Source organism: Haliea alexandrii (assembly GCF_003719295.1).
In the GTDB taxonomy this organism is placed as follows: Bacteria; Pseudomonadota; Gammaproteobacteria; order Pseudomonadales; family Halieaceae; genus Haliea; species Haliea alexandrii.
On sequence record NZ_RFLW01000002.1, the window covers coordinates 336,580 to 358,292 of the forward strand.

The 21,713-nt window shown below is 61.9% G+C and carries 21 protein-coding genes; 13 read left to right on the top strand and 8 right to left on the bottom strand.

Annotation, left to right across the window (positions count from 1 at the left end; translation table 11 throughout):
* The first annotated feature begins 17 nt into the window (after nucleotides 1-17).
* Both EGJ68_RS09775 and EGJ68_RS09780 read left to right on the top strand, forming a co-directional pair.
* Nucleotides 18-863, top strand: coding sequence for an AAA family ATPase (locus EGJ68_RS09775; protein WP_123034847.1), 846 nt, complete (start codon nucleotides 18-20; stop codon nucleotides 861-863).
* Nucleotides 864-867: 4 nt separating this feature from the next.
* The gene (locus tag EGJ68_RS09780; protein ID WP_123034365.1) at nucleotides 868-2,043 is read left to right on the top strand and encodes a vWA domain-containing protein; all 1,176 of its coding nucleotides are present in this window, start codon (nucleotides 868-870) and stop codon (nucleotides 2,041-2,043) included.
* A gap of 10 nt (nucleotides 2,044-2,053) precedes the next feature.
* On the opposite strand, the gene EGJ68_RS09785 is transcribed toward EGJ68_RS09780, so the two are convergent.
* The gene (locus tag EGJ68_RS09785; protein WP_123034366.1) at nucleotides 2,054-2,839 is read right to left on the bottom strand and encodes a TrmH family RNA methyltransferase; all 786 of its coding nucleotides are present in this window, start codon (nucleotides 2,837-2,839) and stop codon (nucleotides 2,054-2,056) included.
* A gap of 4 nt (nucleotides 2,840-2,843) precedes the next feature.
* The gene (locus EGJ68_RS09790; protein WP_123034367.1) at nucleotides 2,844-3,755 is read right to left on the bottom strand and encodes an IclR family transcriptional regulator; all 912 of its coding nucleotides are present in this window, start codon (nucleotides 3,753-3,755) and stop codon (nucleotides 2,844-2,846) included.
* Nucleotides 3,756-3,898: 143 nt separating this feature from the next.
* On the opposite strand from EGJ68_RS09790, the gene EGJ68_RS09795 reads away from it, so the two are divergent.
* Nucleotides 3,899-4,171, top strand: coding sequence for a glutaredoxin family protein (locus EGJ68_RS09795; protein ID WP_123034368.1), 273 nt, complete (start codon nucleotides 3,899-3,901; stop codon nucleotides 4,169-4,171).
* Nucleotides 4,172-4,204: 33 nt separating this feature from the next.
* Here EGJ68_RS09795 and EGJ68_RS09800 read toward each other — a convergent pair whose 3' ends face one another.
* Entirely contained in the window at nucleotides 4,205-4,645 is a 441-nt protein-coding gene (locus EGJ68_RS09800; RefSeq protein ID WP_123034369.1) for a universal stress protein, read from the bottom strand.
* A gap of 115 nt (nucleotides 4,646-4,760) precedes the next feature.
* On the opposite strand from EGJ68_RS09800, the gene EGJ68_RS09805 reads away from it, so the two are divergent.
* The 4 genes from EGJ68_RS09805 (at nucleotide 4,761) to EGJ68_RS09820 (ending at nucleotide 8,789) form a co-directional block, all read left to right on the top strand.
* Nucleotides 4,761-5,207, top strand: coding sequence for a hypothetical protein (locus EGJ68_RS09805; protein WP_123034370.1), 447 nt, complete (start codon nucleotides 4,761-4,763; stop codon nucleotides 5,205-5,207).
* A 103-nt stretch (nucleotides 5,208-5,310) separates the two neighbouring features.
* Nucleotides 5,311-8,016, top strand: a complete 2,706-nt coding sequence (gene topA / locus EGJ68_RS09810) for a type I DNA topoisomerase (protein ID WP_123034371.1) — start codon at nucleotides 5,311-5,313, stop codon at nucleotides 8,014-8,016.
* Nucleotides 8,013-8,477 carry a DUF6586 family protein gene (locus tag EGJ68_RS09815; RefSeq protein ID WP_123034372.1) on the top strand — a complete coding sequence of 155 codons (465 nt, stop codon included), beginning with the start codon at nucleotides 8,013-8,015 and terminating at the stop codon, nucleotides 8,475-8,477. The genes topA and EGJ68_RS09815 overlap by 4 nt, the downstream gene beginning before the upstream one ends.
* Before the next feature lie 69 nt (nucleotides 8,478-8,546).
* On the top strand, nucleotides 8,547-8,789 hold the full coding sequence (locus EGJ68_RS09820) for a hypothetical protein (protein WP_123034373.1): 243 nt from the start codon (nucleotides 8,547-8,549) through the stop codon (nucleotides 8,787-8,789).
* 57 nt (nucleotides 8,790-8,846) lie between these two features.
* Here the strand turns inward: EGJ68_RS09820 and lexA are convergent, their stop codons facing one another.
* Both lexA and EGJ68_RS09830 read right to left on the bottom strand, forming a co-directional pair.
* Nucleotides 8,847-9,443: a transcriptional repressor LexA gene (gene lexA, locus EGJ68_RS09825; protein WP_123034374.1), complete on the bottom strand. Its 597-nt coding sequence runs from the start codon at nucleotides 9,441-9,443 to the stop codon at nucleotides 8,847-8,849.
* 87 nt (nucleotides 9,444-9,530) lie between these two features.
* Nucleotides 9,531-9,842 carry a DUF6763 family protein gene (locus EGJ68_RS09830; RefSeq protein ID WP_123034375.1) on the bottom strand — a complete coding sequence of 104 codons (312 nt, stop codon included), beginning with the start codon at nucleotides 9,840-9,842 and terminating at the stop codon, nucleotides 9,531-9,533.
* A gap of 266 nt (nucleotides 9,843-10,108) precedes the next feature.
* Between EGJ68_RS09830 and EGJ68_RS09835 the strand changes: the two genes are divergently transcribed.
* Both EGJ68_RS09835 and EGJ68_RS09840 read left to right on the top strand, forming a co-directional pair.
* Complete coding sequence (locus EGJ68_RS09835; protein WP_123034376.1) at nucleotides 10,109-11,224, top strand: mechanosensitive ion channel family protein; 1,116 nt, start codon at nucleotides 10,109-10,111, stop codon at nucleotides 11,222-11,224.
* Complete coding sequence (locus EGJ68_RS09840) at nucleotides 11,221-11,994, top strand: S-methyl-5'-thioinosine phosphorylase (RefSeq protein ID WP_123034377.1); 774 nt, start codon at nucleotides 11,221-11,223, stop codon at nucleotides 11,992-11,994. Before EGJ68_RS09835 ends, EGJ68_RS09840 begins: the two co-directional genes overlap by 4 nt.
* Here the strand turns inward: EGJ68_RS09840 and EGJ68_RS09845 are convergent.
* Nucleotides 11,942-13,075: a CsiV family protein gene (locus tag EGJ68_RS09845; protein ID WP_123034378.1), complete on the bottom strand. Its 1,134-nt coding sequence runs from the start codon at nucleotides 13,073-13,075 to the stop codon at nucleotides 11,942-11,944. The genes EGJ68_RS09840 and EGJ68_RS09845 overlap by 53 nt on opposite strands.
* Nucleotides 13,075-16,539 (bottom strand): transcription-repair coupling factor, encoded by a 3,465-nt coding sequence (gene mfd, locus EGJ68_RS09850; RefSeq protein ID WP_123034379.1) that lies wholly within the window; start codon nucleotides 16,537-16,539, stop codon nucleotides 13,075-13,077. Before mfd ends, EGJ68_RS09845 begins: the two co-directional genes overlap by 1 nt.
* A gap of 145 nt (nucleotides 16,540-16,684) precedes the next feature.
* Between mfd and EGJ68_RS09855 the strand changes: the two genes are divergently transcribed.
* Complete coding sequence (locus tag EGJ68_RS09855) at nucleotides 16,685-18,154, top strand: glyceraldehyde-3-phosphate dehydrogenase (RefSeq protein WP_123034380.1); 1,470 nt, start codon at nucleotides 16,685-16,687, stop codon at nucleotides 18,152-18,154.
* Here the strand turns inward: EGJ68_RS09855 and EGJ68_RS18115 are convergent.
* Complete coding sequence (locus tag EGJ68_RS18115) at nucleotides 18,136-18,348, bottom strand: hypothetical protein (protein ID WP_158283598.1); 213 nt, start codon at nucleotides 18,346-18,348, stop codon at nucleotides 18,136-18,138. The two genes, EGJ68_RS09855 and EGJ68_RS18115, sit on opposite strands and share 19 nt — an antisense overlap.
* 48 nt (nucleotides 18,349-18,396) lie before the next feature.
* On the opposite strand from EGJ68_RS18115, the gene EGJ68_RS09860 reads away from it, so the two are divergent.
* The 3 genes from EGJ68_RS09860 to EGJ68_RS09870 are packed head-to-tail and all read left to right on the top strand — an operon-like array spanning nucleotide 18,397 to nucleotide 21,712.
* On the top strand, nucleotides 18,397-19,743 hold the full coding sequence (locus tag EGJ68_RS09860; protein WP_123034381.1) for a Na(+)-translocating NADH-quinone reductase subunit A: 1,347 nt from the start codon (nucleotides 18,397-18,399) through the stop codon (nucleotides 19,741-19,743).
* A 3-nt stretch (nucleotides 19,744-19,746) separates the two neighbouring features.
* A complete protein-coding gene (locus EGJ68_RS09865; RefSeq protein WP_123034382.1) occupies nucleotides 19,747-20,946 on the top strand; it encodes an NADH:ubiquinone reductase (Na(+)-transporting) subunit B in 1,200 nt (399 codons plus the stop codon).
* Nucleotides 20,939-21,712 (top strand): Na(+)-translocating NADH-quinone reductase subunit C, encoded by a 774-nt coding sequence (locus EGJ68_RS09870; protein WP_123034383.1) that lies wholly within the window; start codon nucleotides 20,939-20,941, stop codon nucleotides 21,710-21,712. Before EGJ68_RS09865 ends, EGJ68_RS09870 begins: the two co-directional genes overlap by 8 nt.
* Nucleotide 21,713: the final 1 nt, after the last annotated feature.

Consider the following 21,713-nt stretch of genomic DNA (forward strand, 5'->3'; position numbering starts at 1 on the left):
CGAGTATGGAACTGATGATGAAATTCGAGGGAACTGAGCGCTACGTCGCGACCGATGATCTGCGCATGGCGGTAAACGCTGCGGTGACTCTGGCGCGCCCGCTGTTGATCAAGGGTGAGCCGGGAACTGGCAAGACCATGCTCGCCGAGGAGGTGGCACTCGGCCTCGGCAAGCGTCTGATTCAGTGGCACATCAAATCCACTACCAAGGCCCAGCAGGGCCTCTATGAGTACGATGCAGTGTCCCGCCTGCGCGACTCACAGCTGGGCAACGAGAAAGTCCACGACATCGGCAACTACATCAAGAAGGGCAAGTTGTGGGAGGCATTCGAGGCCGAAGAGCAGGTGGTGCTGCTGATTGACGAGATCGACAAGGCGGATATCGAGTTCCCCAACGACCTGCTGGTCGAACTGGATCGCATGGAGTTCTTTGTCTATGAAACCGGCGCCACCGTGCGTGCGCGGCATCGCCCGATCATCATCATCACCAGCAACAACGAAAAGGAATTGCCGGACGCGTTCCTGCGGCGCTGTTTCTTTCACTTCATCAATTTCCCCGATCGCGACACCATGCGCGCGATCATCGATGTACACCATCCCGGTATCGCGCAGGCGCTGGTGCAGGAGGCCATGGAAGTGTTCTTTGATTTGCGCTCCATTCCCGGCCTGAAGAAGAAACCCTCCACCTCGGAGCTGATTGATTGGCTGAAACTCATTCTGGCCGACGATATTCCCGATGAGGTGCTCAAGAATCGCGATGCCAGCAAGGCCATACCGCCGTTGTATGGCGCGCTGCTGAAGAACGAGCAGGACGTGCACCTGCTGGAGCGTCTGGCCTTCATGCACCGCCGCGAGACACGCTGACCCCATGTTGGTCAATTTTTTCCATGGGCTGCGTGATGCCGGGGTACCGGTGACAACACGTGAGCTACTGGATCTGCTCAGCGGTATCCGGCAGCACGTGGTCTTTGCCTCTATCGATGATTTCTACTATTTCAGCCGTACCTGCATGGTCAAGGATGAAAAGTACTTCGACCGCTTCGACCGGGCGTTTGGAGCACACTTCAAGGATCTGGAGGGGCTCGATGATGTGATTGAGGCCATCATTCCGGACGACTGGTTACGCGCCGAGTTCATGAAGCAGCTCTCGGAGGAAGACCGGGCAAAGATTGAATCCCTGGGCGGGCTGGAAAAGCTGATCGAGGAATTCAAAAAGCGTCTGGAAGAGCAGAAGGAACGCCATCAAGGCGGTAACAAGTGGATTGGCACGGGCGGGACTTCACCGTTCGGTCAGCAGGGCTATCACCCGGAGGGTATTCGGGTGGGGCCCAATGGCGGCAACCGCAAGGCCGTGAAGGTGTGGGACAAACGCGAATTCCGCAACCTCGACGACAGTGTCGAGCTCGGCACGCGCAACATCAAGGTGGCGATGCGCCGTCTGCGCAAGTTTGCGCGCACCGGGGCAGCGGACGAGCTGGACCTGGACGATACGATTCGCTCAACCGCGCGCAACGCGGGCCTGCTGGATATCAAGATGGTGCCCGAGCGCCACAACGCGGTAAAGGTGCTTCTGTTCTTTGATGTGGGTGGGTCGATGGACCCTCACGTACGGGTTTGTGAGGAGCTGTTCTCGGCGGCGCGCACCGAATTCAAGCACATGGAGTACTACTACTTCCACAACTTCATCTACGAGAGCGTGTGGCGCAACAACGTGCGTCGGCACAACGAGCGAGTGCCCCTGCTCGACGTCATGCACAAGTACAGTCACGACTACAAGGTGATTTTTGTCGGCGACGCAGCCATGTCGCCCTATGAGATCGCCCAGCCCGGCGGCTCGGTGGAACACTGGAACGAAGAGTCTGGAGAGGTCTGGATGCGTCGCCTGAAACAGACCTACGAAAAAGTGGCCTGGATCAATCCCGTGCCCCGGGAAGAATGGGAGTACACGCAATCCACCGCCATGACCCACAAACTGTTGGAGGGGCACATGTACCCGTTGACCCTGCACGGACTGGAAGAGGCGATGGCCTACCTGTCGAAGTAGGGCAGGGCCCTCAGGCGGGCTGCTGGCCCATGCTGTTGCAAAACGCGATCAGGCTGGCGGTTACCGCCACATTCAGAGACTCCACGCCGTTGCGCATGGGAATACTCAAAGCGGTGTCCGCAAGGCTGTCACTGGCCGCTGACACCCCGTCTGTCTCGTTACCGAGAAGGTATAGGCAGTCGCCCGTCGGGCGGTAGTCGAAGAGGCTCTGGGTGGCATCGGCGCGCAGCGCGCAAACGGTAAAACCTCCCGCTTTGCACGCCTTCAGTGCTGCGGGCAGCGATTCGCAGAACAGCACGGGCGCGCGGTAGAGAGTGCCAGCGCTGGCCTTGATTACCAGCGGCCCGAGCGCTGCGTTGCCGCGTTTGGCCAGCAGAATGCCATCGATGTTGCCAGCGGCCGCCGAGCGAATGATCATGCCCAGATTCTGTGGGTTGGTGATGCCGTCGAGCGCCAGCAACCGCTGCGGCGCACTGCGTGGCGCCTGCAGGTAGTACTCGATGCGGGCAAAGGCGGGGCAGAGGATATCCAGTGCAATGCCCTGGTCCTGCCGGCCATTGCGCGAGATGCGCGCGAGTTCGGTGCGAGTGTGGCGCAATACCGTCAACTTGCGCCGCGTCGCCTCGCGCAGTATTTCTGCCATAACGCCGTCTTCGCGGTTGCTGTCTGCCACGTGCAGGGCGTGCAGTGACAGCTGAGGGCTACGCAGTGCCTCAAGCACGGGCTTGCGACCGAACACGGTAAGAACGCGATCGAAGAAGGCCTTGCGCGCGGTGTATTCTGGGCGGTCCTTCAACGGTTCAGGGGTTCGCGCTGGGCTCGTGGCCGCTGGCCAGGCGGGTAACGCGGTCGGCAGACTGCTTCATGCGCGTGGCGATGTCCTCGATCTGGGCACCGGTCATCGGCGCGTCCATGGAACCGGCGACAAAACACATCACGGGCACCTGCCGATACACAAACACCGGTACCGCAATCGTGCTCACCTCGTAGCGTGCCTTGGGGTCGACCCGGTCGAGGTGGTAATGCTCGAGGCAAATACCCTGTTGGTACTTGTTTGTTGCCTCCTCGAGCTCCTGCAGGCTCCAGGACTGGTGGATGCGTGTGAGCTCACGGGTCAGCTCTTCTTCCGCGCGTGTTTTCAGCGTGACTTCATAGCCTCGCGCTCGGATCGCAATCACCGAAACCCGCAACTTCTGATCCAGACGCTCGTTGTAGCCGCCGCGGGATTCATGGGCGCGGGTCAGCCAGGCTTCCAGCTGCTTGGCCGGCGAAAACGCGGTGAAGCAGGCAGCGATGGGGGCGGCGTTTGGCAGGCGCAGGCCCAGCTGGAAGGAGTCCATGAGGGGGGTGGCGTTCCCGTACAGGGCCAGCAGTACCTGGTGCAGCTTGGAACGTGCCGTCACCGCGAAACCCAGATTCAGGTCGCTGTTGAGTCCCTCCAGCTCGGGCCGGGCATATTCCAACACGGGAAATTGTGCAAAGGCGGCGTTACCTGCGGCTATAATGGAAGGGCCCAGCCGGTAGGCTTTGGTCTTGGGATGCTGCACCAGGAATCCATAGTTGGCCATGGTGGTGAGAATGGCGTGACAGGTGGCCTTGTTCAGGTTCAGACGACGTGTCATTTCCGTCAAACCAAAGGCCTGCTGCGGGTTCGCCATCAGTAAATCGAGTATGGCAAGCGCGCGAGCTGTAGGTTGGGAAAACAGTGCCACGTCAGGTACTCCCTGGCTTCGCAAATGTGCGGTTCATTATGCTGTACTGCAGAATCATAACCTCCGACTGCCAGCGGCCGCAATCCTGCGTTTGGGTGAGGTTGCTGCCAGGCGGGACGCATTAAACAACAGGGAGCCTGCAGGTGCCAGAGCTTTGTCATAGTCCCTTTACGCTGTACGGCACATCGGCGTGTCACTTGTGTGAGCAGGCGTCCGCCCTGTTGGCGCTGGCGGTGCGCGAATCGATCATCAGCGACTATGCCGAGGTTGATATCAGCGCGGACGATGCGTTGTTTCTGCGTTACGGCCTGCGTATTCCGGTGTTACGCAGTCACAGCGGGCGCGAGCTCGATGGCCCGTTTTCCCCCGAGCAACTTCTGAATTTCCTGGAAGCGGAGGCACCGCCGCAGGGATAGTGTGGCCGGGCGCAACGGCCCGGCCATGCCGGTTCAGGACTTGATGCCGACCCTGACGGCGAGTACGTCGCAGGAGGCGCCGTGCAAAACGCCGTTAGCAGTGGACCCCATGAGCAGCGCAAGGCCGTAGCGACCGTGGCTGCCGACCACAATGAGGTCAGCGCCGATTTCCTCGGCCTTGCTGTGAATTTCGACTTCCGGGCGCCCTAACACGATGTGCTGGCGATCAGCGGCAATGCCGCACTGTTCCCCGAAACGTGCCAGCTGTTGTGCGGCCTGCTGGTGAATTTCGTCCTGTATGCCCGAGAAATCCATGGGGATATCGCCGCCGTAGGCAAAACTCAGGGGTTCAATGACGTGGATAAGATGCAATTCGGCACCGCTGCCCTGCGCCACACCGCGGGCGCGCTGGGCCACATCGGCGGAATCCTCGCTCAGGTCCACGGCGATAATCAGTTTTTTGTAATTGGACATTGGGGCCCCCTGTGAACGTCAACAGAAATCAGGTCCTGTTATAGCATACAATGCGCGCCGGACAAGCGCCCCGGCGCGACTTTGCCGCGAACGTTGACCTGAGTCAGGACCTGCCTTGAATTATTTGCTCATTGCCTTTGCTCTGCTGGTCGCGCTCGCGCCGCTCACCCATTTCCTGCCCAGCAAGCGTCAGCGGCTGCAGGTGAAATTGCGCGAGACCGCCGCGCTGAGCGGGCTATTTGTCGAGTTTCGCGAACTGCCGGGCGCCGTGGTGAAGGCGCATGCCAATTCAGCCGATGTGATTTACTACGGCCTGCGGCTGCGGCCCTCGCGCGGTAAGGGGCGTCGTCGCTGTGCCTGGTTGCTGCGGGACTCGGGCTGGCAATCGGTGGGGGCAACGCGTGAACCACTGCCGGCTGCGCTGGAGGATTGCACGCTTCCCATCCTCGCCGCGAGCGTGCACGAAGACAGCTGCGGCCTGTACTGGCAAGAATCGGGTGATGGGGCTACCGTAGAGCACATGGCGACCATTCTGAAGGACTGGGCGCAACAGATTCCTTGACCCGGAGGGGCAGGGTCTTTATATATGCCACTTTTTTCACGGGCTTTGGCACTGCGGTGCCGGTACCCGCTGACCCAAACCAAGCGAGATCACGCGGGAGTCTATGGGGAAATCACTGGTTATTGTCGAATCGCCCGCCAAGGCGAAAACGATCAACAAATATCTCGGTCCGGATTTCATCGTGAAATCCAGTATCGGCCACATCCGCGACCTGCCTACGGCGGGCAGCGCTGCGCAGGTGGATGCGAAAGAGCGTGCCGCCCAGGCTGCCATTACGCGCAAGCTGTCACCGGAAGAAAAGGTGCAGCACCGCAAGGCCAAGTCGCGGCAGCAACTGGTGCGCCGGATGGGCATAGACCCCGAACACGGCTGGCGCGCGGACTACCAGATACTCCCGGGCAAGGAGAAGGTGGTCGCGGAGCTGCGCAAGCTCGCCGCGAGCAGTGATGCCATCTACCTCGCGACTGACCTTGACCGCGAGGGAGAGGCCATCGCCTGGCACCTGCGTGAAGCGATTGGCGGCGACGATTCGCGCTACCAGCGTGTCGTATTCAACGAGATCACCAAGAAAGCGATTGGCGAGGCCTTCGAACGTCCCGCACACTTGGACCAGAACCGGGTCAACGCGCAGCAGGCGCGCCGGTTCCTCGACCGGGTGGTGGGCTACATGGTGTCGCCGCTGCTGTGGGCCAAGGTTGCACGCGGCCTGTCCGCAGGGCGTGTGCAGTCGGTCGCTGTGCGCCTGATCGTCGAGCGCGAGCGCGAAATCCGCGCCTTCGTGCCGGAGGAGTACTGGGAAATCCACGCCGACCTGGAGCCGGATGGCGCCGATGCGGTGCGCTTCCAGGTCCGCAAGCATGCAGGGGCCGCGTTTCGTCCCGCCAGTGAGGAGGCGGCACGTGCCGCAACCACGGCACTGGAGCAGCTGCCGTATGTTGTCAGCGATCGCGAGGACAAGCCCACACGCTCGAAAGCCCCGGCGCCGTTTATCACCTCCACGTTGCAGCAGGCGGCCAGTACGCGCCTGGGTTTTTCGGTCAAGAAAACGATGATGATGGCGCAGCGCCTCTATGAAGCGGGTTACATCACCTACATGCGTACCGATTCAACCAACCTCAGTGATGAGGCTGTGAGGGCCTGCCGCGACTATATCGCGGCGGAGTTTCCGCCGGCGTATCTGCCGCAGGCGCCCAATCGCTACAGCAGCAAGGAGGGCGCGCAGGAAGCGCACGAGGCGATTCGCCCGTCGGACGTGAATCTGCTGCAATCCGGGCTACAGGGCATGGAGCGCGATGCGGAACGTCTCTATGAGATGATCTGGAGACAGTTTGTGGCGGGGCAGATGACGCCCGCCGAATATACCGCCACGACCATTACCGTCACCGCAGGTGAGTATGAGTTGTCGGCCAAGGGCCGCATCATTCGCTTTGACGGCTACACGCGTGTTCAGGGAGCGGGCGGGCGGAAAGGCGAAGACGAAGTTCTTCCGGACATCCAGAAGGCCGATACGCTCAAGCTGCTGGCGCTGGACCCCGCCCAGCACTTCACCAAACCCTCACCACGCTATGGTGAAGCCAGCCTCGTGCGGGAACTGGAGAAGCGGGGCATCGGGCGTCCATCAACCTACGCCTCCATTATTTCGACAATTCAGGACCGCGGTTACGTGCGCCTGGAAAACAAGCGCTTCTACGCGGAAAAGATGGGTGACATCGTTACCCAGCGCCTGCAGAACAGTTTTGCCGAGCTGCTCGACTACGGCTTCACGGCCAGCATGGAGGAGCGTCTGGACACCGTTGCCCAGGGGCAACTCGACTGGCGCGACCTGCTCGACAGCTTCTACGCCGATTTCCGGCAATTGCTGGAAACGGCGGAAGAGGCCGAACCCGCCGGCATGCAACCGAACGAGCCGACACCGACGGATATTCCCTGCAGCAAATGCGGCAGGCCGATGCAGATTCGTACCGCGAGTACCGGGGTGTTCCTGGGCTGCTCGGGCTACGCGCTGCCACCGAAGGAACGCTGCAAGAACACCATCAACCTGACGCCGGGTGACGAGGCGATTCGTGAGGACGCCGACGATGAGGCGGAATCCCGCCTGCTGCGAACCAAGCACCGCTGCAAGCTCTGCAATACCGCCATGGACAGTTACCTGATCGACGAACAGCGCAAGCTGCATGTGTGCGGCAATAATCCTGACTGCCCGGGTTATGAAGTGGAGAAGGGCAAATTCAAGATAAAGGGCTATGACGGCCCGACACTGGTGTGTGACAAGTGCGGCGCCGAGATGCAGCTGAAAACCTGGCGTTTCGGCAAGTACTTCGGCTGCACGGCCGAGGACTGCAAGAACACACGCAAGCTGTTGCGCAATGGGGAAGCGGCCCCGCCGAAAATGGACCCGGTGCCCATGCCGGAGCTCATCTGCGAGAAAGTTGAAGACCACTATATTCTGCGCGACGGTGCGGCTGGCCTGTTCCTGGCCGCCAGTCAATTCCCGCGCAACCGGGAAACGCGAGCGCCTTTTGTGGACGAGCTCCTGCCGCACACCTCGGAGATTGACCCCAAATACAGCTTCCTGTTTTCGGCGCCTGTCGCCGATGGTGATGGCAACCGTACGCAGGTGCGCTACAGTCGCAAGGCGGCCGAGCAGTACGTGATGACTGAGCAGGACGGCAAACCCACCGGGTGGCGTGCGGTTTACCGCAATGGCGCCTGGCAGGTCGAGGAGGGCAAGAGTACGTCGAGCGCCAAACCGGCAGCCCGCAAGAAAAAGGCCGCGCCGAAACGCAAGGCGGCTCGCAAGCGCTCATGAGCAGTCTGCGCGGACAAGCCAACCACGCCCTGTACCTCGGTCGCATCCTGTTGCAGAGCTGGGGACAGGCGCAGGGCGCCGAGAGCCTGCCAGCCCATCTCCTGGCGCAGGCGTTCGGGCCGGCGGTGCGTCAGCACCTCCTCAGGGCCTACGGCTGGTTTCTGCTCGACTTGCAGAAGCCCGCCCAGCTGCCCGCCGAGCCTCCGGCTTGCGTGGCGGCCCTGCCACCCACGGCCCCCGGCAAGGCGCAGCCGGCGCAACTGACGGAGTTCGCCCAACTGGAGGCAGATGGCTGGTTGGCACCGCTGCTGCAGGAGCCCGGCGCCGAGACGCCCCGGCGCAGCGAGGGCAGCCTGGCGGTAACCGCCTCTGGCCTGCCGGATCGGTCTGAGCTGCAGAGCATCGCCGACCAGCTTGACGCGGCGTTTTCGCGCATGGGCGACCTGCTCGACGAGTGTTGACGGGCTCGCGTTGGCGGCATCATCCACCCCCTGTTACACTGCAAGCTCATCTGCACAAAGGAGCCTCTTGTGGCTACAGCCCTGCTGGAAATTGTTGATCTCGGTGACGGTGAAATCGTCCTGCAGCGGTCCGAGGACGATTCCGAGCCCCTGCTGCGCATTCAGTTCTCCGATGAAGCCCGCGATTACCTCTTGGACAACGGCCTGGAAGTGGCGAAGGTCATGATTCAGGCGGGCATGCAGGCAGCCGCCAGTATCAGTGAAAAGGATCACCCTGACGACAGCGAGGACAGAGCGCGCACCGTCCACTGAGTACTGTCACAGCACTGTCACAATGCGCGGGTGATGGTGGCCTGCGAGATGGCGCTGTTAGCGCCGCAAGACCCCCACACTCAAACCCTCTATCGCAAACGCCTGGGTGCGTAAATCCACTAGAATCGGCGCGTAGTCGGGGTTTTCGGCCTGTAGTTCGATCAGGTGGCGGCTGCTGCCGCGCCGGAAGCGCTTTACCGTCACCTCGTCATCGATACGCGCCACAACAATATCGCCATTGCGGGCTTCTGCTGTGCGGTGCACGGCGAGTAAATCCCCATCGAGAATACCCACGTCCTGCATGCTGTCGCCGGTGACCCTGAGCAGGTAATCCGCCGCGGGGCGGAAAAAATCCGCCGGTATGGCGCAATGGTCCTCGATGTGTTCCTGAGCCAATACCGGATGGCCTGCCGCAACACGCCCGATAATAGGCAGCCCCGGGTTTTCTGGCAGCCGGATACCGCGCGACGCACCGGCGATAATCTCAATAGCACCCTTGCGGGCCAGCGCTTTCAGGTGTTCTTCTGCCGCATTGGCGGATTTGAAGCCGAGCTCTCTGGCGATATCGGCCCTGGTGGGGGGATAGCCGGTCTGGTCGATGTGCTGACGGATAATGTCGAGCACCTGCTGCTGTCGCTGCGTGAGTTTGTCCATAACCCGTCCATCTGTGTTTTTGTACAGTGGCTGGGATTATATACAGTAATGCGCGTTGGCGACAAGCAACGGCAGGCGCGTATTTGCCTAGCTGTCCTCGACGCCGAGCATGGTATCGGGTTCGATGGTCGACACCGGGCTGCTCCATTCTTCCGGGTGGTAGGGCTGGTCAGGATCCTGGCTGTCCTCGTCATCAAGTTCGAAGGGCGTGCGCCAGTCCTCCGGGGCCGCAGCCTTCTGCAACTGCAGCATGCGCCAGACCTCCAGATCGTATTCGGTGACCTCGCCATCGAGGAACTGGGTTTCAACGGTGCGCGCGGCATCATCCAGGGCCACGACCTCGAACAGTGCGCCGGTTTCGATGTCTCTGTACCAGTTGCCAACAGCAGGGCTCAACATGCTCTGTCTCCCTTTCCTCAGATTCGACTCACCTTGAACATACCATCTCGGTGTTGTCTGTCCATTATGAGTCGGTGATCTAAAAACCTGATGGCTTCATAGCGTTTTATCCCTGCACAAATTTTATGCGGCAGATCAGTCGCTTGCGCGCAGGCGCAAAGGCGTGTCGGGAGAGCAGGGGCGCTGTTATACTTTGCGCCTCTGACGAGCGTGCGATAAAAGAAGAAAATTGTCTAACCCCCGGGAATACAGGAGCTTGATGTAACGTGGAAGCGACAGAGGAATCACTGTCCCGGCTACTGGCGACCTATGGCCTGGATACACCGCTCGTGGCAATCGCAGGCGTGCTGTTGGCAGGGCTGCTTGCGCATTTGTTGCTCGGCATCCTGTTGCGCCGCTTGCATCGGGTTGCGGGCGTGAGCAGCAATCGCTGGGATGACATTTTTATCAGCGCGCTGGAGTCGCCGCTGCGTGTGGCGCTCTGGGTGATCGTGTTCATGCTGATAATGCACATGCTGCCGATCGCCGAGAATCTGCAATCCCTGGTGTTGCGGGCCTACGATACGGTATTGATCCTCTTGCTCACCTGGTTTCTGCAACGCCTGATTTTTGGTGCCGAAGAAGAGCTCCTGTGCCCCGCGCGCGGCCACACCGCATCCACGGACAAGGCTGCGGTGCGCTCCACCGCCAAGTTGATGCGGGTCATCCTGTGGATACTTGCCGGGCTTATGGCGCTGCAGAGTGTCGGGGTGTCCATTTCCGGCCTGCTGGCCTTCGGCGGTATTGGCGGGATAGCGGTGGGTTTTGCCGCCAAGGACCTCATGGCCAATTTCTTTGGCGGCATGAGCATCTACCTGGACCGCCCCTTTACCCCCGGGGACTGGATTCGCTCCCCGGACCGGGAAATTGAAGGGACAGTGGAAGACATCGGCTGGCGCCTCACACGCATACGCACTTTTGACCAGCGGCCGTTGTATGTCCCCAATGCGGTGTTCACGCAGATATCTGTCGAGAACCCGTCGCGCATGTTCAATCGACGCATTTACGAGACCATTGGCTTGCGCTATCAGGATTCAGCCAAGCTGGCAGATATCGTCAGAGATGTGCGCCAGATGTTGGAGAATCATCCAGATATCGACCTGAACCGCACGCTGATTGTCAATTTCGTGTCCTTCGGGCCGTCCTCGCTGGACTTCTTCATCTACACCTTCACCCGCACCACAGTCTGGGTGGAGTACCACGCGATCAAGCAGGATGTGCTGCTGCAGGCGTTGCGTATCATTCACGATCATGGCGCGGATGTGGCATTCCCGACCCGCACCCTGCATCTGGACAGCGCGCCGCCCGAGCTTGCGCGCGCGGCTGAAGGTGCGCAGTCATGAGCGCTGACGCTACGGCGCCCTGTATCGGCATTATCGGCGGTACGGGTATCCACCAGATCGAGGGCCTGGAACTCCTGCGCGAGCACGCCGGGGAGAACATCTACGGCGCCCCCTCGCGCCCCCTGCAAGAGGGGGTGCTCAATGGCCAGCGCGTGTTTTTCCTGCAGCGCCACGGCAGTCCGCGGGCCATTCCGCCGCACTTGATCAACTACCGGGCAAACATCGAAGCGATGCGCGCGCTGGGCGTCACTCAGCTGATCGGTATCAACGCCGTCGGCGGCATCAGTGCGGATATGCAGCCCGGACGCCTGGTGGTGCCGGACCAGCTTGTGGATTACACCTGGGGGCGCGAGCACACGTTTGACGATGGGCGCAATGGGACACTGCAGCATATCGATTTCACCCAGCCCTACGATCAGGCACTGCGGCTGGCGATCATCGACAGTGCGGAAGCAGCGGGCATTCCTCATGAACCCAGTGGGGTACATGCGGTTACCCAGGGTCCCAGGCTGGAGACGGCCGCCGAAGTGCGGCGTTTTGCCGGCGATGGTTGCGACGTGGTGGGCATGACCGGCATGCCGGAAGCAGCCCTGGCACGCGAATGCGGTATCGCTTATGCAACTATTTGCATGGTGGTGAATGCCGCTGCCGGACTGGGCGACCTGCCCCTCACGCAGGACACCATGCGTGACATCCTGCAGCGCGAGGCGGCGGTGGTCAGGCGCCTGCTGGGTCGGCTACTGCCGCAGTTGGCGTCTGCGGGCCTGTAATAAGCTCCAGCACATCACGGTCGTAGGCCGCTGCGTGCAGCGCCTCCGCGTCCAGCGGGGTGAGCTTGATCACAACCCCCATGAGCGGGTGATCGATATAGTGCACCTCGTTCGAGCGCATGCGACGCTGCTGTTGCAGCAGTACCGCGTGCCGGTAGGGGTAGACAGGCGCGGCAGTGGGTGTCGCCTCCTCCAGCAGCCCCGGGGCGGCATCCCATGCGGGGTCGTAGCCTGTCACCGCGCTCAGCACATCGGCGTCTGCGTCCGGCAGCAGTGCGGCGGGCACCCGCTCCAGCGATACGGGGCCGAGCGGGGGCGGGGGCATCCGCCAGGTGCCCGGCAGGTAGTCACCGCTGGTATTCAGCCATAACTGGGTATCCACATGCAGGAAGCGGGAGCGATGCAGTCGCACCGTGCCCTGTAGCGCGGGGTAGCTTTGCTGGTCGCCTGACTGGTCGAGTACGATGGGCAGGGCGCTACGGGCGCCGCCCACTGGCTGCCACCACACCTCGTGGAACAGCACGCGATAGGGGCCGTTGCGCTCCATGTAGGCCGCTTTGCCGCGAAACTCCCGCGCCTGGGCCGGCAGCGTCAGGAAGGCCGTGGGGAGCCGGGCTTCATTCGGCGCCTCGGTGACAGCAGCCGGGTCGCCGCTGGCAGGCGAGTCTTCAGGCGAGCGCCCCGGTCCGTCGCTTACAGCGTCAAGCGCACTGCCTGAGGCTTCTGCCGTTGTGGGTGGCGGCGCGGTATCATCCAGCGCTGCGGGGGAGGAGCGGCGGCGCAAGTGGATCAGTTGTTTTCCGTTAGCGTCAACCTCGCTATGGCTCGCGTCTGGCGTGCGCTCAAGGTTGGCCCGCAGTCGCTGCGGATCGAGCAGGAATCGGAACGCCTCCGGATAGGCGAGCCGAGGCAGGGGTTCCCACTGTTCCGCCCGCTGCGCCGTCGGGTTGGTATGCGCGACAACCAGCAACTCCACCTGATACCAGTTCTGTTCGCGCTCCTGCGCCTGGGCCGGCGCGAGCGGAAACGCCAGGGCTGCCGCCAGGAAAGTAAGCAGGGTGTGTATCGGGTGAGGAATCATCAGGCGGCATCGTCCGTGGCGTCAGCGGCAAAGGTGTCCAGCAGCTCGTCGGCAAACTGCTGGCGCTGTTCGGGGTTGTCCAGGCTGCGCTTGAAACGCAGGCGGGTGGCACCGGTGAGCTGGTAGCCCTTCGGATCGGACTGCACCAGCTTCACCAGGCTCAGCGGGTTCACCCGCGTGGACTCCCGAAAATCGATGTTACCACCGCCGGGGCCAACCTCAATCCCCGCAATGCCCAGCTGTTCGGCGCGGATACGCAGTCGCGCGACCTGCACCAGATTCTTGATCTGTTGCGGCAACAGGCCGAAACGGTCGATCATCTCTACCTGAATGTCCCGCAGCGCCTGCTCGTTCTGGGCTGCTGCGATGCGCTTGTACAGAACCAGACGCGTGTTGATGTCTGGCAGGTAGTCGTCGGGAATCAGCGCCGGGACATGCAGATTGATCTCGGTGCCGGCATCCAGCGGCGCATCCGCATTGGGGATCTCGCCGCGTCGCAGGGCGGCCACCGCCCGCTCCAGCATGCGCATGTAGAGGGCAAAGCCGACACTGTGAATCTGTCCACTCTGCTCATCACCGAGCAGCTCGCCGGCGCCGCGAATCTCCAGGTCGTGGGTCGCCAGCAGGTACCCTGCGCCGAGGTCACCGGCGGCTTCAATGGCCTCCAGGCGTTTTTCCGCATCCGGCGTTATGGCCGAACGTGGCGGGCACAGCAAATAGGCGTAGGCCTGATGGTGTGAGCGCCCGACACGGCCACGCAGCTGGTGCAGCTGGGCGAGTCCGAACTTGTCGGCGCGCTCAATGATGATGGTGTTGGCGGTGGGGACGTCAATTCCCGTTTCGATAATCGTGGTGCACAGCAGTATATGATGGCGCTGGTGATAGAACGCCGACATCACCTGTTCCAGCTCTGTCTCGCGCATCTGCCCGTGGGCGATGCCGATCGAGAGATCCGGCAACAGCTCGCGTAACTTGCGCCCCGCTTCCTCTATGCTCTTGACCTCATTGTGCAGGTAGTAAACCTGCCCGCCGCGCAGAGTTTCGCGCAGTACTGCCTCCCGGATCAGGGCGATATTGTGCTCGCGCACAAAGGTCTTGATAGACAGACGGCGGGCGGGCGGTGTGGCAATGACAGACAGGTCCCGCATGCCACCCAGGGCCATGTTCAGCGTGCGCGGTATCGGTGTGGCGGTCAGGGTGAGAATGTCCACCTCGGCGCGCAAGGCCTTGATCGCCTCTTTCTGTTTGACGCCAAAGCGATGCTCCTCGTCGATGATCAGCAGGCCCAGATCATGGAAGCGGAAGTCGCTGGAGAGTAGCTTGTGGGTACCCACGAGGATGTCGATGTCGCCATCGGCAACCCGCTGTAGCACACCCCCGAGGTCCTTGCCGCTTTTGAAGCGCGACACCACGTCCACGGTCACAGGCCAGTCGGCGAAGCGATCGGCAAACGAGTTGTAGTGCTGTTGGGCGAGCAGGGTGGTGGGCACCAGCACCGCTACCTGCTTGCCGTTGCGCGCCGCAATAAACGCCGCACGCATGGCGACCTCGGTTTTCCCAAAGCCCACATCGCCGCACACCAGGCGGTCCATGACCCGCGTCGCGGTCATATCACCGATAACCGCCTCAATCGCCGCCGCCTGATCCGCGGTCTCCTCAAACGGGAAGCTCGCTGCGAACTGTTCGTACTCCAGCGCTGGCAACTCGAAACAGAAGCCCTTGCGCGCCTCGCGGCGGGCGTAGACGTCCAGTAGCTGCGCGGCCACGTCGCTGGCTTTTTCCGTGGCTTTGCGGCGCGCCTTTTCCCACTGTTCGGAACCCAGTTTGTGCAGCGGTGCCAGGTCCGGGTCACTGCCGGCATAGCGGCTCACCAGGTGCAGGGACGCAACGGGCACGTAGAGTTTGCTGCCCTGGGCGTATTCCAGCATCAGGAACTCGCTATCGGCTCCATCAACCTCCAGGGTCTGCAGTCCCAGGTAGCGACCGACGCCGTGTTCCAGATGCACGACCGGCACCCCCTCACGCAGCTCGTTGATGTCGCGAAAGACGTTCTCGGCCTGGGTTTCGTCAACCTTGCGCCGACGGCGCCGCTGGGCAACCCGGTTGCCGAACAGCTGTGCCTCGCACACCAGTGCCGGGGCGTCCTCGCCAAAGTACATGCCGCGGTCGATGGGCGCGGTACTGATGGCAAAGCGCAGGCCAGAGGCGAGAAAATCGGCCCAGTCCGCCACCTCCGGCGGTGTCAGGCCGTGGGCCGCCAGGTTTTCCAACAGCACTTCCCTACGGCCGGCAGATTCCGCACAGAGTAATAGCGGCCCGGTGTGCCGTTGCATGAAGTGTTGTAGCCGTTCGGCCGGTGTTTGCCGTGCGCCCTGGGTGCTCAGGTCGGGTAGTGCCTGCGACGGGCTGGCCACGTGCACCGGGGCCTCCGGATTGCGCCGCAGCTCCAGCACCGGGCAGTGGCCCAGCAGCTGATAGAGCTCCTCTACCGGTGTAAAACAGCGCGCCGGCGGCAGCAGAGGGCGGCGAGGATCAATGCCATATTCCGTGTGTCGGTGCTCGGCATCTGCCCAGAAGCGCTGTGCCGCCCGGTAGTGATCGCCGACGGCGATGACCGGCGTGCCCGCGGGCAGGTAGTCAAACAGGGTGGCGCAGGCCTCGAAGAACAGTGGCAGGTAATATTCGCAGCCACCGGGCGCGCGGCCGGCGCTGACTTCGCGGTAGGTGGGGCAGGCATCGTGATCAACATCGAAGGCGTCGTACCAGTTGAGTCGAAAACGCTCGATGGCCGCCGGGTTCAGCGGGTATTCCCGGGCCGGCAGCAGGTTGATGGCGCTGACCTTTTCCAGCGTACGCTGGGTGTCGGGACTGAAGGTGCGCAGGCTGTCGACCTCGTCATCGAGCAGGTCCACCCGATAGGGCAGATCGCTGCCCATCGGGAAAATGTCCAGCAGCGAGCCGCGCAGGGCAAACTCGCCGTGTTCGTAGACGGTTTCGACGTTGCGGTAACCGTTGCGCTCCAGGTTGCGACGGAAGGATTCGCGGTCGAGCACCTGGCCGGGCTCCAATACCAGGCTGGAACCCGCCACGTAGTGCACGGGGGGCAGGCGGTGCATCAGGGTGGACATGGGCACAACCAGGATGCCGGCTGCCAGGCTGGGTAGCCGGTACAGTGTTTCCAGCCGTTCGGACACGATGTCCTGATGCGGCGAGAAGTTATCGTAGGGCAGGGTTTCCCAGTCGGGAAAGGCGAGAATGTCGATCTCTTCAGCCAGGAAGAAGGGCAGCTCCCGTTCCAGTGCGAGGGCTGAGCTGGTGTCCGCCGTAATCACCAGCAACAGGCTGTCGGGGCGCGCGAGCTCGGCTACCAGCCGCGCCTCGGCACAGCCGTGGAAGGGACCAATCGAGGTGCGGGTGCCGGATTTGGCGGGCCAGGGTGTGCTGGCGAGCAGGGATGTGTACATGAAACCCCGGTGTTTCAGTGCGGAAGGGGCGCTTATTGTAAAGCGCTGGGTGAAAAGTACCACTGTGCCTTGCCCTCGCCGGGATGCGGCGGGATAATACGCGCCCGTTGCAACCCGTATTCCCCCTCACACAGGTGACAGACGAGTGAACGAACGCAAGCGAGAGCGTCCTGACGACTATTTCAAAGACTGGAAAGAGCGCGAGGCGCTGGCGGAAGGCATGATCCCCCTCGTGGGTGAGCTGTCCCGTCGCAAGAATGTGAAGTGTTACATCTACGGCAAGTCGCTGGTCAACCAGTCAGTCACCCAGATCATGAAGGATCACCGCTACGTGCGGCAGGTAGAGGAAAACGAGCTCTCCGAGTTCGAAACCTTCCCGATCATCAAGTCGCTATCCGCACTGGACCTGGGCCCGGCGCACATCGATATCGGCCGGCTGGCGGTGCAGTATTATGACAAGGGCGAGGGTGCCGGCCTCAGTGTCGACGATTACGTTCGCCAGGAAGTCGCCGACCTGATCGGCGCGCGCCCGGAGCCCGGGCACGCCCCGGTTGATGTCGTGCTCTACGGGTTCGGCCGCATCGGGCGGCTCATGGCGCGTATCCTGATTGACAAGACGGACGGCGGCGAGTCGCTGCGCCTGCGCGCGGTGGTCGTACGCAAGGGCTCCGCCCCCGATGACCTGGTCAAGCGCGCCAGCCTGCTGCGCCGCGACTCGGTACACGGCGCCTTCGACGGCACCATCCGTGTCGATGAGGAGCGCCAGTCCTTTGTTGCCAACGGCAACGAGGTGAAGGTGATCTACGCCGATTCGCCCGATAGTATCGACTACACGGAATACGGCATCAACAATGCCATTGTGGTCGACAACACTGGCGTCTGGCGTGATCAGGAAGGCCTGTCGCGGCACCTGCAATCCAAGGGCGTCGCCAAAGTCATCCTCACCGCACCCGGCAAGGGCGACATGAAGAACGTGGTCGCCGGCATCAACAACGACATGATTGACGCAACGGACACGATCATTTCCGCCGCGTCTTGCACCACCAATGCCATTGTGCCCCCACTCAAGGCGATGGATGATCGCTATGGCATCATCAGCGGTCACGTGGAGACCGTGCACGCCTATACCAACGACCAGAACCTCATCGATAACTACCACAAGGCTGATCGCCGCGGGCGCAGTGCGCCGCTGAACATGGTGATCACCGAAACCGGTGCAGCCAAGGCGGTGGCCAAGGTGTTGCCGCAACTCGCGGGCAAGCTCACCGGCAACGCGATACGCGTACCCATCCCGAACGTGTCCATGGCGATTCTCAACCTGACACTGGGGCGCGCCACCACCAAGGAAGAGGTCAACGAGTACATGCGCCACATGGCCTTGCACTCCACCATGCGCAAGCAGATCGACTACTCCAACTCGCCCGAGGTGGTATCCAGCGATTTTGTCGGCTCGCGCCACGCCTGTATCTTTGACGCCCAGGCGACCATCGTCAACGGCACGCAGGCCGTGCTGTATCTGTGGTATGACAACGAGTTCGGCTATAGCTGCCAGGTGTATCGCATCCTTGAGCAGGTGTCCGGTATCCGCTACGCCCGCTACCCCAGGAATTCCTGAGGCTCGCGGCGGAGCGCCGCGCGGATGTGCGGAAACAGCGCGAAGGGCGGCTTGCGCAGTGGTGTTTTGGCGCAGGCTTCCGTTATAATGCGCGCGGCCCGGGACAGGGTGGCTGCGCTTGATTCCTCCGGCCCGGCAAGGTGCATGGAAAGCCCTGCGCCTTGCCGCTGCCAGCTGTGGAGCACAGGCTTCACACACGGCTCTGGCCGCCACAAATACTGACGAACCTGTAGGCAGATCGTATGATCAAGATCAAGCGGGGTATGGATATTCCCATCCAGGGCGCCCCCCAGCAAACGATTGAAGAAGCTTCTCCGGCACGTGCCGTGGCGCTGGTGGGCCCGGATTACGTCGGCATGAAACCGACCATGGAAGTGGCAGAGGGCGACCGGGTGAAGGCCGGCCAACTGCTCTTCACCGACAAGAAGACCGCAGGCGTTCGTTACACGGCACCTGCCGGTGGCGTGGTGGCCGCGATCAACCGCGGCGCGCGCCGCGCCCTGCAGTCGGTGGTGATCGAGGTGGAGGGCGATGCCTCCGAGAGTTTCACCGCCTACAGCGCCGACGAAGCGCGCAAACTCGGCAGCGAGACCATTCGCGAACACCTCAACAACGCGGGGCAGTGGACCGCACTGCGCACCCGTCCGTTCAGCCGCGTGCCGGCCCTGGACGCCGAGGCGGCGGCAATTTTCATTACCGCAATCGATACCCATCCGCTCGCGGCCGATCCGTCAGTGGTCATTGCAGCGGAACCCGAAGCGTTCGCGCTCGGGCAGGATATCCTCGCCCAGCTCACGACCGGTACGGTCTACCTGTGCGCGGCCCCCGGTGCCAACCTGCCCGCAGGGCAAGCACAGAACATACAGTTGGCGGAATTCGGCGGACCGCACCCCGCGGGTCTTGCCGGGACGCACATTCATTTCCTCGAGGGTGGCGTCACGGCGACCAAGGTTGTCTGGACTATTGGCTACCAGGACGTGATTGCCCTCGGTCGCCTGTTCCTTGACGGTGCCATTTACACCTCGCGCGTGATCGCGCTGAGCGGGCCGCAGGTGGTCAAACCGCGGCTGCTACGCACGCGCATGGGTGCCGACCTTCAGGCCCTGTGTGCTGGCGAAACAAAAGATGGCGACAACCGGGTCATTTCCGGTTCGGTGCTTGGCGGTCGTCGCGTGCAGGCGCCCACTGCCTACCTGGGGCGCTACCACAACCAGGTATCCGTGCTGCTGGAGGGCCGTCAGCGGGCCTTCATGGGCTGGCTGTCACCCGGCGCAGAAAAGCATTCCAATCTGGGTATCTACCTGAGCAGCCTGTTCGGCCTCAAGCCACTGGCCATGACCACCACCACCAATGGCAGCCAGCGTGCCATGGTGCCGGTGGGCACCTATGAAACGGTGGTGCCGCAGGACTATCTCCCCACGCACCTGTTGCGGGCACTGATTGTGGGTGACACCGAGACGGCCCAGTCGCTGGGTTGCCTCGACCTCGACGAAGAAGATCTGGCGCTGTGCACCTACGTGTGCCCCGGCAAGTACGAGTACGGTCCCATTTTGCGGGACAACCTGACACGCATCGAGAAGGAGGGTTAGACCGTGGGACTGCGCAAGATCCTTGACGGTGTTGAGCACCATTTTGAAGAGGGGGGACGCTTCAAGCAGTGGTATCCGCTCTACGAAGCGGTGGATACCATTTTCTATTCACCCTCTTCGGTAACGCGGAGCACGGCACATGTTCGCGACGGCGTGGACCTGAAGCGGATCATGATCACGGTCTGGTTCGCCACGTTCCCGGCCATGTTCTACGGCATGTACAACCTGGGGTTCCAGGCCAATGATATCCTCGCCGCCACGGGCGGATCGGTGGACGGTTGGCGCGGCAGCCTGATTGCCGCCTTCGGTGGCTATGACGCGTCCAGTCTCTGGGACTGCTTTTTCTTCGGCGCGCTGTACTTCCTGCCCATTTACGCCACCACCTTCCTCGTCGGCGGTTTCTGGGAAGTATTGTTCGCCATGAAGCGTGGCCACGAAGTGAACGAGGGTTTCTTCGTCACGTCTATCCTCTTCGCCCTGATTTGCCCGCCCGATGTGCCCCTGTGGCAGGTGGCCCTGGGTATCAGCTTCGGTGTGGTGATCGGCAAGGAAGTGTTCGGCGGTACCGGCAAGAACTTTCTTAATCCGGCCCTCACCGGGCGCGCTTTTCTCTACTTCGCCTACCCGGCGCAGATGTCCGGTGACGGCGTGTGGACGGCGGTAGATGGCTACACCGGCGCCACGCCACTGTCGATTGTGGCATCGGATGGCATCTCCGGACTCGCCGAAGCGCAAATCACCTGGATGCAGGCTTTTGTGGGCAACATACACGGCTCCATCGGCGAGACATCGACGTTGGCTATCCTCATTGGTGGCGCCGTATTGATGTTGATGCGTATCGCTTCCTGGCGCATTGTCGCCGGTGTGTTCCTGGGTATGGTCGCGCTGTCCTCGCTGTTCAACCTGATTGGCTCCGAGACCAACCCGATGTTCAACATGCCGTTCTATTGGCACTTGGTAGTAGGTGGTTTTGCCTTCGGTATGATGTTCATGGCCACCGACCCGGTGTCCGCCGCTTACACCAACACCGGCAAGTTTGCCTACGGCATACTGATCGGTGTGATGTGTGTGCTGATCCGCGTGGTCAACCCGGCCTTTCCTGAAGGCATCATGCTGGCCATCCTGTTTGCCAACCTGTTTGCGCCGCTGATGGACCATTTCGTGATCCAGTCAAATATCAAACGGAGGCTTGCCCGTGTCTAAGAATGACGGCATCAGTAAGACCCTGCTGGTCGCCTTCGCGCTGTGTATCGTGTGTTCCGTGGTGGTCTCAACCGCCGCAGTGATGCTCAAGCCGGCGCAGGAAGCGAACAAAACACTGGACCGCAAACGCAATATCCTTGCCGCCGCCGGTATGCTTGATGAAGAACGCTCAATTGAGGAGCAGTTCGCGCAGGTGAAAACCCGCGTGGTAGACCTGCGCACCGGCGAATTCACCGAGGCGGTGGACCCCGCCAGCTACGAGCAGATCAAAGCGGCGAAAGAGCCCGACCGCTCCACCGATTTGAGCAAGTCGGAAGATATCGCTGGCATTGGCAGCCGCGAACATTTTGCACTGGTGTACCTGGTCGAGGGCAGTGGCGGCGATATTGACAAGCTGATCCTGCCTGTCCGTGGCTACGGTCTCTGGTCGACCCTCTACGGCTTTATCGCGCTGGAGTCGGATGCCAACACCGTCGCTGGCCTCGGCTTCTACGAGCACGGAGAAACACCAGGGCTCGGCGGCGAAGTCGATAACCCCCGTTGGAAAGCACAGTGGCCGGGTAAGAAAGTCTATCGCGATGGGGACGTTGCCCTGTCGCTGGCCAAAGGGAGCGTTGACCCCGGTAGCCCCGATGCGCCCTGGCGCGTGGATGGCCTCTCCGGCGCCACGCTGACGTCGCGTGGCGTCACGCAACTGGTTCATTTCTGGCTCGGTGAGCAGGGCTATGAACCGTTCCTCAATAACCTGAAAGCAGGGGAGGCCTGAG

Excerpts from the sequence above, each read along its gene's own strand:
- topA (WP_123034371.1), top strand. The coding sequence starts at position 5,311 with ATGGGGAAATCACTGGTTATTGTCGAATCGCCCGCCAAGGCGAAAACG.
- EGJ68_RS09845 (WP_123034378.1), bottom strand. The coding sequence starts at position 13,075 with ATGATTCCTCACCCGATACACACCCTGCTTACTTTCCTGGCGGCAGCC.
- EGJ68_RS09780 (WP_123034365.1), top strand. The coding sequence starts at position 868 with ATGTTGGTCAATTTTTTCCATGGGCTGCGTGATGCCGGGGTACCGGTG.
- EGJ68_RS09775 (WP_123034847.1), top strand. The coding sequence starts at position 18 with ATGAAATTCGAGGGAACTGAGCGCTACGTCGCGACCGATGATCTGCGC.
- EGJ68_RS09830 (WP_123034375.1), bottom strand. The coding sequence starts at position 9,842 with ATGTTGAGCCCTGCTGTTGGCAACTGGTACAGAGACATCGAAACCGGC.
- EGJ68_RS09800 (WP_123034369.1), bottom strand. The coding sequence starts at position 4,645 with ATGTCCAATTACAAAAAACTGATTATCGCCGTGGACCTGAGCGAGGAT.
- EGJ68_RS09860 (WP_123034381.1), top strand. The coding sequence starts at position 18,397 with ATGATCAAGATCAAGCGGGGTATGGATATTCCCATCCAGGGCGCCCCC.
- EGJ68_RS09840 (WP_123034377.1), top strand. The coding sequence starts at position 11,221 with ATGAGCGCTGACGCTACGGCGCCCTGTATCGGCATTATCGGCGGTACG.
- lexA (WP_123034374.1), bottom strand. The coding sequence starts at position 9,443 with ATGGACAAACTCACGCAGCGACAGCAGCAGGTGCTCGACATTATCCGT.
- EGJ68_RS09815 (WP_123034372.1), top strand. The coding sequence starts at position 8,013 with ATGAGCAGTCTGCGCGGACAAGCCAACCACGCCCTGTACCTCGGTCGC.
- mfd (WP_123034379.1), bottom strand. The coding sequence starts at position 16,539 with ATGTACACATCCCTGCTCGCCAGCACACCCTGGCCCGCCAAATCCGGC.